Genomic DNA, 9,668 nt, shown 5'->3' with positions numbered 1-9,668 from the left:
GACAGGCCGGTATTCTAACCAACTGAACTACCGCTGCATCGCAAAAGATTATGGTGGGCGCTGACGGGATCGAACCGCCGACATTCTGCTTGTAAGGCAGACGCTCTACCAACTGAGCTAAGCGCCCTGATAAAGAGTGTCAATCTTTAGTTTAATCAAATTTAAGCTCAGGGACCTAAATTTAATTTCTTTTGAAATGGCGCAGCGGACGGGGCTCGAACCCGCGACCCCCGGCGTGACAGGCCGGTATTCTAACCAACTGAACTACCGCTGCATCGCAAAAGATTATGGTGGGCGCTGACGGGATCGAACCGCCGACATTCTGCTTGTAAGGCAGACGCTCTACCAACTGAGCTAAGCGCCCTCAAAAGGTCTATCGTATAAATGGCGCAGCGGACGGGACTCGAACCCGCGACCCTCGGCGTGACAGGCCGATATTCTAACCAACTGAACTACCGCTGCATTTACACAATGTCGCTATTGTGGCAAACGAGAATCAAGATCTTAAAGTGGCGCAGCGGACGGGGCTCGAACCCGCGACCCCCGGCGTGACAGGCCGGTATTCTAACCAACTGAACTACCGCTGCAACTATAAGGTCTCAACATGAAAGAGCTTGGTGGGCGCTGACGGGATCGAACCGCCGACATTCTGCTTGTAAGGCAGACGCTCTACCAACTGAGCTAAGCGCCCTTTCTAAACGTCTATCATCGTTTGATGGGTGCATTATAGAGAATCTGCACAGCCTGTCAAACGCTTTTCGGAATGTTTTCCACTTTTTAGGTGTGAGTGATTAAAAAATAGGTTGTTTGTTAAAAAAAACAACACTTTTTGTTTATTTTTTAAGTCTCTACCGAAATTTTTTAATTTCCAAAATGAAAATCACAACAAAATTTCCTGTCTTCTCTTGCGAGATTTCAGACTCACTCAGGCAGTATGCTTTAGTTCCGATCAAGAATTATACAAAGCTTTAAAATTACTCGGCGTTGTGTTCATGTAATCTTTCAACTGTCATTTATTTTTATGTGAAAAATAGCGATAAAGTTTAGCTTTAGACGATGATTCAACCCGTTTCATGCTGTAAAAATAGGATCTGGATCAGATTAATAAATGTCTTAAACTGTATTAAATCATCTCATCCCGCCCGTAAAAACAAAATCATTTTCACATGACATTAAAGATCGATTCATTATTCAGTATGCACACCCTTCAGCATTTTTGAATCTAATGCATGTTCCGAGATATACACCAAGGCATTCTCACCCACCAGGTCAAAGAGTTCAGCGACCTCCAGATTACGCATACGAATACAGCCATGAGAAAGTGGCTCTCCCATCATTTCTGTTTCTGGCGTGCCATGAATATAGATATAACGTTGATAGGTATCGCAGCCCTCGCCTTGATTAAAACCAGCTTCAAGCCCACTCAACCATAAAATACGGGTCAAGATCCAGTCACGTTGCGGAAACTCTGCTGCCAGTTCAGCATCATAAATTTCACCCGTCGCCTGACGTGCAATAAATACACTGTTTAAAGGTGCATTCTGACCAAACTTTTCAGCGATCTTGTGCCAGCCACGTGGGGTCTTGCCACTATTTTCAGTTTCACCAATGCCATTTTTACCAGTGGAAATCAGATATTGCTTGTTTAGACGTGGCAAATACAGCTTTTGTTGGGCGAGATCAATCAGGATATCTGCTTGATCCAGATGCAAGGTATTCATGACTTGTTATTCTCTGAATCTACTTTATTTAACTCTGTTTTCTTTAACTTTATCTCTGTTTTCTTTAACTTTATCTCTGTTTTTTCAATATGAATCGTTTCTTGATGAAGCATCACCTGATCCGGTTCAGGACGTCGCCATAACCAGATGGCCACAATCAGCATGGTGATATTGGTAAAGGCTTTTACTGCCAAGGGTGCGGTAGTAAACAGCATGATAATCCCGCTGATCAGCATCATGATACTGGCCAGCCATTTGGCCTTACGCGGTACAGTACCATGTGCCCGCCAATCTCTTAAAGTCGAGCCATATTTGGGATGGTTCAATAACCAGTTATCCATTTGTGGCCAACCTTTAGATGCCGCCCAAGCAGCCAGAATCAAAAAGACCGTTGTTGGCATACCCGGCAGGATTGCACCGATAAAGCCCAGGATCACAAACAGCACCACCAGACTCCGCCAAAACAACACTTTCATACATCAACCCTAACCGCAGAATTCAGGTAGTATAAAGCGTTTTCCGATACTGTCCGTTGTATTTCTGCACTTTTCACAGGTTGTACCATGTCTTTTTCCAGTTTAAACCAAAATCTTGTAGAAGCATGGCATCGTTATCAACATCCTCTGGTACGGCAACTGGCATTTGCTGTCGGCAGTCCGAATATCCTGTCCGGTATTCCCGAGGAGCTTGAACTCATACATCGCTTTGAGCTGCATGACAGCCAGACTTGGCAGCAATATCTTAGCCAGTATCATCCACGTTTGGAATTTCTCGATCAGCATCCAGAAGAATTAATCGAGTTTGTGCAGCGACTGAAAAGCACGCGTTTGGGGCTGCGCTTTGAAATGCTGGTCTGGTTCTGGTTACTCGACGATGCTTATCATCCCTATCGGCTACTCGGTCATAGTATTCAGCAAATTGAGGGTGCAAAAACCTTGGGTGAACTGGATTTCCTAGTCCTTAATACCGATACCGGACTGGTTGAACACTGGGAAATTGCCCTAAAATATTATCTGGCCGAAGCAGATTTTAGTCTGCCGCATTGGTACGGTTTGAACCGCACCGATACCTTAATCAGAAAAATGAACCATTTCACACAAAAACAGTTCCAATTTGATGAAGCTTTAGCACATTCTATTCAAAAACGTTTTTGTGTGATGAAGGGACAGTTGTATCTGCCGACCCATCATGCTGACCAGCCTATTCCCACCTGGATCAATACCGAGCGTCGCCTAGGTCTATGGGGACAGCATATTCCTGCTGCACAAGATGCGTTCTATCGCCTGCAACGGCATGAATGGATTTATCCGCAAGCCCAGCCAAGCAGTTTGACTGCGACCTGGTGGACGGATGGTCTCTATAAAAAAATCGATCGCAATGACTTCTATATGTATCGCCAACCGGTACTAAGCCAGTATCCATCACATAAGCCCCTATAAAGCATTACATTTATTAACCGAAGCACTATGAAAACCACATATTTTTTAGTGCGTATATTTTCTACTCTAAGTTCCACATCATAATAATTTTATTATTGATTATACGGAGATGATGATGAAAAAAATTCTTGCTGCTTCATTAATGATGGCTTTTGTATTAACTGGCTGTAACACCGTAAAAGGTATGGGCAAAGACGTGTCTAAGGCGGGCGATGCGGTAACCAATACTGCTGAAAAAACCTCTGACGAAATCCGTCAAAACTAGTTTTTTCTTAAATGCTCATAGAACCCTATCTCAGATAGGGTTTTTTTATATCGATCGTTCACATTCAAGCCGATATTCGCCTATTATAGAGCCGAGAAAATTATCGACTGTTGAAAACCGCATGAGCTCTTCCGCTACTCTCGATTTAAGCCTGCAACTATTACGTCAGCCTTCTGTCACCCCCATTGATCATGACTGCCAGAATATTATGGCGGAACGTTTAAAAAAGATTGGTTTCAATATTGAATCCATGCGTTTTGAAGATGTCGATAATATCTGGGCACGCAAAGGCACAGAAGGTCCGGTCTTCTGTTTCGCTGGCCATACCGATGTGGTGCCAACGGGCAACCTGGATGACTGGAACTCAGATCCATTTTTACCCGAAATCCGTGAAGGTAAACTTTATGGTCGTGGCAGTGCCGACATGAAAACGGCTTTGGCAGCTATGATCGTAGCGACAGAACGTTTTGTAGAAAAACACCCAAATCATAAAGGTTCAATTGCTTACCTGATTACGTCAGATGAGGAAGGCCCATCAATTAATGGTACAGTCAAGGTCATTGAAACCCTGGAAGCGCGTAATGAAAAAATTACCTGGTGTCTGGTCGGTGAACCGTCAAGTACCCATAAACTGGGGGATATTGTCAAAAATGGCCGTCGCGGTTCTTTAAATGCCAATCTCACGGTAATAGGCAAACAAGGTCATGTGGCATATCCGCATCTGGCAGTGAACCCGATTCATACTGCCTCTAAAGCGATTGCCGAGCTGTGTGACACCGTCTGGGACCATGGCAATGAATATTTCCCGGCAACCACTTTCCAGATTTCCAATATCAATTCGGGTACAGGCGCAACCAATGTTGTTCCGGGTAGCATGAATCTGCTATTTAACTTCCGTTATTCAACTGAAGTGACTGCCGAAGAACTTAAAGCACGTACTGTGGAAATTCTGGATCGTCACGGTGTGGATTATGATATTTCCTGGACTTTATCTGGCTTGCCATTTCTGACCCCGGTCGGCGAGCTGGTCAATGCTGCTAAAACTGCTATTCTAAATGTCACAGGCACTGAAACCGAACTTTCTACTTCTGGTGGCACCTCAGACGGCCGCTTTATTGCACCTACAGGCGCACAGGTACTGGAACTTGGGGTGTTAAATGCCACCATCCACCAGATCAATGAGCATGTTGATATTGCCGATCTGGAGCCACTGGCTGAAATTTATGAACAGATTTTAGTAAATTTACTCGCCAATTAAGTAAATTTATAACGCAATAAAAAAGGAACTCCATGGAGTTCCTTTTTGATATTTGATAGTTTGCATTACAGCCCGATTGTAGCCTGAATATTCGTCATATTCGGAATATGGAACAGCTGTTCATTCATTCGTACATATTGGAAAATTGCAGGGTCATTCACCGGCTGATCGACATCGACTACTTCAGAAATACGAATCCGGATGGTTTTCGGCATTTCATTGCACATTAGGGCAAAACGCTGATTGATCTCATCACCTTCAATCACCAGTGCCACGCCATGTTGACGTGAAGGCTCATTGATGGCATAGACTGGCAATTGTGCTTCATGCCATTCCACTATCTTGACCTGGGTATTGCTGTCCAGCGCTGACAGCACAATGTTTTGTGGCAATAACATCGGATCTTTGCCATGACAGTCAATAATATAGGCATCAATAAATCCGGTCGATACCGTAATCAGATGCTGAAGTTCCTGCTGGCTAATCTGATCAGCCATCTTGCTCGTCGAATTGCTCTGACTCATCGATTACCCCTGTTTTTCGGCAATTAATTGTTGAATATTGGCCAGCAGTTCAGCTTCCTGGAACGGTTTACCCATGTAGTGGGTCACGCCCAGACTGAATGCACGTTCACGATGTTTCTCACCAGTACGCGACGTAATCATGATAATCGGCAAGTCACGGTGAATATCATGGTGACGAACCAGGTTGGTGACTTCAAAACCATCCATACGTGGCATTTCGATATCCAGCAGCATCAGATCCGGTCTGACATTTTCTAGCTGCTCGATCGCATCTACACCATCTTTGGCAGTCACAATGTCATAGCCCTGACGTTCAAGCAGACGCGAAGTTACCTTACGTACTGTCACCGAGTCATCGACAATCATCACTAGACGGCGTGCATTGGAATGACGCGAACCATCACGCTGATCATGCATCTGTTTCACACGCTGTGTCGCCTGAATCTGACGCGCAATATTCTGGCCATCGAGAATCAGACAGACCTGACCATCACCCAGAATCGTAGCACCCGCCACGACCCCGATGTTGGCAAACTGCTGTCCAATCGGTTTCACCACAATCTGTGCACGTGAACCCACCAGTTGATCGACCAGCAAGGCAATGGTTTGGCCACTGTTGCCTTTAATCAGAAGCACCGGCAATGAATGACCGACATTATTCAGACGTGGAATCGGCTGAGTACCGACAAATTCAGACAGATAACGCAGCTTGTAGTTTTCACCATCAATCTTGAAGTAATCGTCTTTACTGTTAAAGTAAGTTTCCAATGTGGTCGGCGCAATCCGCACGATTCGGTCAATCTGCGCCAGAGAAATTGCATATTGCTGATCGCCCGCTTTCACCATCAAGGCATCACTAATGGCCACTGTCGTCGGTACGCGAATCATAAAGACCGTGCCCTTACCCAGTTCCGAGCTGACCGAAACATGACCACCGAGCAACTTGATTTCACTTTGTACCACGTCCAGACCAACGCCACGACCGGAAATCTGGGTGACTGCTTTTGCGGTAGTGAAACCAGGATGGAAGATATATTGTAGTATTTCATCCTGATCAATCGGCTGGTCGGCTTTGATCAGATCCAGACTGAGGGCTTTCTCACGAATTTTCTCCGCATCGATCCCCTTGCCATCATCACTGAAAGAAACGATGACATCGGTTCCTTGGCGGCTGATGTTCAATACAATAGAACCCACTTCCGGCTTGTTCAATGCCAGACGATCTGCGGTATCTTCCAGACCGTGGTCAATCGCATTACGCAACATATGTTCAAATGGCGTAACCAGACGTTCCAGAATATTACGGTCCAATTCACCTTCAGTATTCTGCACAATCAGTTCGGCAGGACGGTTCAAGGTGGTTGAGGTTTGACGCACAATACGTTGTAAACGCGGCAACATCCGGTCAAACGGCACCAGACGGGTACGCATCAGGCTTTCCTGAATCTCGGCCTGAATACGCGATTGTTGTAATAATAAACCTTCAGTTTCACGAATCTTGTCGGCCAAGGTGCTCTTGAAATCGACCAGATCCGATGCTGATTCTGCCAGAGATTTGGATAACTGGTTCAACGATGAATACTGGTCCATTTCCAGCGGATCGAAGTCGGCATAGCGCGAATTTTCTGAACCATGTTTGGCAATAATCTGTGATTCCAGCTCGCCTTCCATTCGACGCAACTGGTCGGCAAGTCGTTTGATCGCCAGTTCCATCTCGTTCAGGGTATTGCCAAGCTGACCCAGATCCATCTCGATCCGCGAACGGTTAATCGAGTTCTCACCCGACAGGTCAATCATCTTCTCGACCAGATCAGCAGAGATACGAATCATCTCGTTATTGCTATCGCTACTGCCTGTATTCGCCCACTCACCCATCATCTGTGGCGGTTCAGTACCATCACCCTCAACAAAACCAAAGTCGGTACTGACCACCAGATGTTCTGTTTTTGCCAGACGCTCAGGCAATTGCGCAGTGACGTCCACATAAGCAATCTTTTTCAGACTGCTTTGAAGCTGCTCAAAACCGCTATAGTCGCGCTGGAAAATTGCCTGTTTTAACCAGGCCAGTGTTTTCTGCAATAAGCCATCATAGGCATTCGAGTTAAATTGATAAACTGCAAACTGCTCGAAAGTGGTTTCCAGTTCATAGGCAATGCTGGCCACCTCTTCAGTTTCAATCATGCGTGCACCACCTTTAATACTGTGGGCAGCACGTTGTAACTGAAGTAATAAACTACGGTCACTACGCTGATCAAACCATTGATTGAGCAGCTTCTCTGCATTGGCCAGAATTTCTTCAGACTCTTCGAGGAAGGTTTCTTCAACGATTGATTTCAGCTCATCTTCTTCAGAGCGTTCAACTTGATTTTCAGTAAATCCAGGGATTTCAACTAATTTTTCTGTTTCAGCCAGATCAGTTGCAGGCTGTTCTGTCGCCACTGATTCTTCGAATGGCACTTCAGGAGTTGATAGCGTCTCTAACGCGGTCACGTTAAATGCAGCGGTTGTGCTTTCAACAGCAGCCAGCGTTTGCCCAGAAAGTAGTGCCTGAATATTTTGTAAAATTGCCACCGCTTCTGTCGCCGGATAATCAATGCCATCATCTCGAATGGACTGAATACGGTCGGACACGTTATCCTGTACCAAACGGACAATCTGGATTAAAGCAGGTGTTACGGCAATCTGCTGACGGATCACCCGTTCATAAATACTTTCCAGTTCATGGGCAATCAAACCGATATGCGAAGCCGCAATCATGTTTGCACCACCTTTTAAGGTATGCAAATGACGCATCAGATTGTTCAGTGAAGTCGTATCATCCTGTTTTTTGCTCCAGGTATTCAGATCTTCATCAATACCTGCCAGCAATTCATCGGCTTCTTCCAGAAAGATACCTAACAGTTCTTCATCGAAATCACGGTTGGTTTCAGCACTCTCGCGCTGTTGACGATCGGCTGCAATACGCTGGCTCAAGGCAGCGAAATCTACGCTGCCTGTGCTTAAGGTGTCAGCCGTTGGGAGAGTATCTGTGGTCGGCTCAACGCCTGACTTTTCAGTCTCTTCAGCAAAGATCTCAAGATCCTGTTGTACAAATGCCGACAGTTCACTTAAAGTTTTTTGAATGTCATCATTTAGAATGACGCGCTGTCCTGCAGCCAGGGTATCAAATAAATGAATAAATTCCTGATGTGCCTGTGCAAACAGTTCATAAGCATAATTGCTGTTTAACAGCACCGGCTTTTTAAGCAGGGCATCATAAGCCGATTTCAGATCTGCCGTGAATTCATGAATTCCTTTGGCCGCGCGGCTATCAGTATGCGCCAGTAATTCTGCAGCCTGTTGACTCAGTGCCTGGATATATTCCGGATAATCGACTTGTGCGCGTTTATCGAATTCAAACTCAGCATCGAGCAACAGGTCAATATCCAGTTCAACCAGTTTGGACACCAGACCTTGGGTTTGAACCGCATCTGATTCAGTGACCGCAAAGCCATAATCACTCCAGACTGCTTCAAAAGTGGCATAGACCGCATCTAGTTTTTCGGTATCCCCCTGACCTAATAAATGCACATAGTCACTGATAAATTCGGCATATTGAATCAGTAAGGCTGTTTCTTTTGAGGTCGAGACTATTTCATCTTGTAGCAAGGTTTTAAATAACTGTTCAACTTTAGAGCTGGCTTCAAAAATCTGTTCAATCTGCGCCATCGATGAACTGCCACGCAAGGTATGAATGGCACGAATCAGGGCATTATAATCTTGTGATTTTTCATCTTCAGTACGCAGGAAGGTGGCAATCGTTTCCAGATGCTCTTCGGCTTCTTCAATGAAGATGGCCACGGTTTCTTCAATATCAGTGCGAACCGCTACTTCTACCGGCGCTGTTTCGATAATAGCAGCAGATTCACTTAGGTCATGATCTGCAATTTCCAGCCCTGTGGTCTGACCTTCGGCAGTCAAATGATCGGCCAATGCTAATAATTCTTCTAACGCAGGTTCAGGTGAAAGGTTTTGTTGTAATTGTTGTCCCAACAGCAGCATTGGACGCAGGTCGAGATCGATTTCCTGTACATGTTTGAATTTTGGATATAAAGCATATTGATAGACATTCAGTACCGCTTGGGCAAATTTTTGCACCATCGCTGTCAGCTGAATTGAACCGGACAAGACCCGGTTCAGGGTATCTTCAACTGCCCAGGCCATTTCCCCTGCCGATTTTGCACCCACCATACGACCTGAACCTTTCAGGGTATGAAAATGACGGCGAATGGTCTTCAGATTTTCCTGATGATCTGGATTGACCAGCCATTCTGGAAATAAAGCATTTAACTCAACGAAGATTTCTTCGATTTCCTCAACAAAAATTTCAAGAATTTCTGCATCTTGATCAAGATAACTATCTTCAGGAAGCGTTGTCGTTTCAACTAAATTTTTTAATATTTCTTTCATAGCTTATGCTTC

At 45.1% G+C, this 9,668-nt stretch carries 6 protein-coding genes, 6 tRNA genes and 1 pseudogene; 3 read left to right on the top strand and 10 right to left on the bottom strand.

Translation table 11 applies throughout. The annotated features are described in order from the left end of the window. Positions 1-51 precede the first annotated feature (51 nt). The 8 genes and pseudogenes from FTU87_RS07805 to FTU87_RS07770 all read right to left on the bottom strand — a co-directional run. A tRNA-Val gene (locus FTU87_RS07805) sits at positions 52-127 on the bottom strand. A gap of 70 nt (positions 128-197) precedes the next feature. Then, positions 198-274: transfer RNA gene (locus FTU87_RS07800), tRNA-Asp, on the bottom strand. 14 nt (positions 275-288) lie between these two features. Continuing rightward, a tRNA-Val gene (locus tag FTU87_RS07795) sits at positions 289-364 on the bottom strand. 21 nt (positions 365-385) lie between these two features. Further along, a tRNA-Asp gene (locus FTU87_RS07790) sits at positions 386-462 on the bottom strand. A 48-nt stretch (positions 463-510) separates the two neighbouring features. Beyond that, a tRNA-Asp gene (locus FTU87_RS07785) sits at positions 511-587 on the bottom strand. Positions 588-615: 28 nt separating this feature from the next. Further along, a tRNA-Val gene (locus FTU87_RS07780) sits at positions 616-691 on the bottom strand. Positions 692-1,187: 496 nt separating this feature from the next. After that, positions 1,188-1,721 (bottom strand): cell wall-recycling L,D-carboxypeptidase ElsL, encoded by a 534-nt coding sequence (elsL, locus tag FTU87_RS07775; RefSeq protein WP_005097834.1) that lies wholly within the window; start codon positions 1,719-1,721, stop codon positions 1,188-1,190. Positions 1,722-1,843: 122 nt separating this feature from the next. Then, a pseudogene (locus FTU87_RS07770) lies at positions 1,844-2,197 on the bottom strand (YbaN family protein); the annotation flags it as partial. An 87-nt stretch (positions 2,198-2,284) separates the two neighbouring features. Between FTU87_RS07770 and FTU87_RS07765 the strand changes: the two are divergent. From FTU87_RS07765 to dapE, 3 genes are all read left to right on the top strand, one after another. Continuing rightward, the gene (locus FTU87_RS07765) at positions 2,285-3,160 is read left to right on the top strand and encodes a DUF1853 family protein (RefSeq protein ID WP_180096942.1); all 876 of its coding nucleotides are present in this window, start codon (positions 2,285-2,287) and stop codon (positions 3,158-3,160) included. Positions 3,161-3,272: 112 nt separating this feature from the next. After that, the gene (locus tag FTU87_RS07760) at positions 3,273-3,425 is read left to right on the top strand and encodes an entericidin A/B family lipoprotein (protein WP_004280704.1); all 153 of its coding nucleotides are present in this window, start codon (positions 3,273-3,275) and stop codon (positions 3,423-3,425) included. Positions 3,426-3,546: 121 nt separating this feature from the next. Further along, positions 3,547-4,683, top strand: coding sequence for a succinyl-diaminopimelate desuccinylase (gene dapE / locus FTU87_RS07755; protein WP_180096941.1), 1,137 nt, complete (start codon positions 3,547-3,549; stop codon positions 4,681-4,683). A gap of 65 nt (positions 4,684-4,748) precedes the next feature. On the opposite strand, the gene FTU87_RS07750 is transcribed toward dapE, so the two are convergent. Next, the gene (locus FTU87_RS07750; protein ID WP_100355571.1) at positions 4,749-5,207 is read right to left on the bottom strand and encodes a hypothetical protein; all 459 of its coding nucleotides are present in this window, start codon (positions 5,205-5,207) and stop codon (positions 4,749-4,751) included. Between the two features lie 3 nt (positions 5,208-5,210). Then, entirely contained in the window at positions 5,211-9,656 is a 4,446-nt protein-coding gene (locus tag FTU87_RS07745; RefSeq protein ID WP_180096940.1) for an Hpt domain-containing protein, read from the bottom strand. Between the last annotated feature and the right edge of the window lie 12 nt (positions 9,657-9,668).

It is taken from the genome of Acinetobacter sp. YH12156 (genome assembly GCF_013418235.1).
Taxonomy (GTDB): domain Bacteria; phylum Pseudomonadota; class Gammaproteobacteria; order Pseudomonadales; family Moraxellaceae; genus Acinetobacter; species Acinetobacter pseudolwoffii.
The sequence above is the reverse complement of the archived record's forward strand: the minus strand, read 5'-3'. Positions and strand labels throughout refer to the sequence as shown.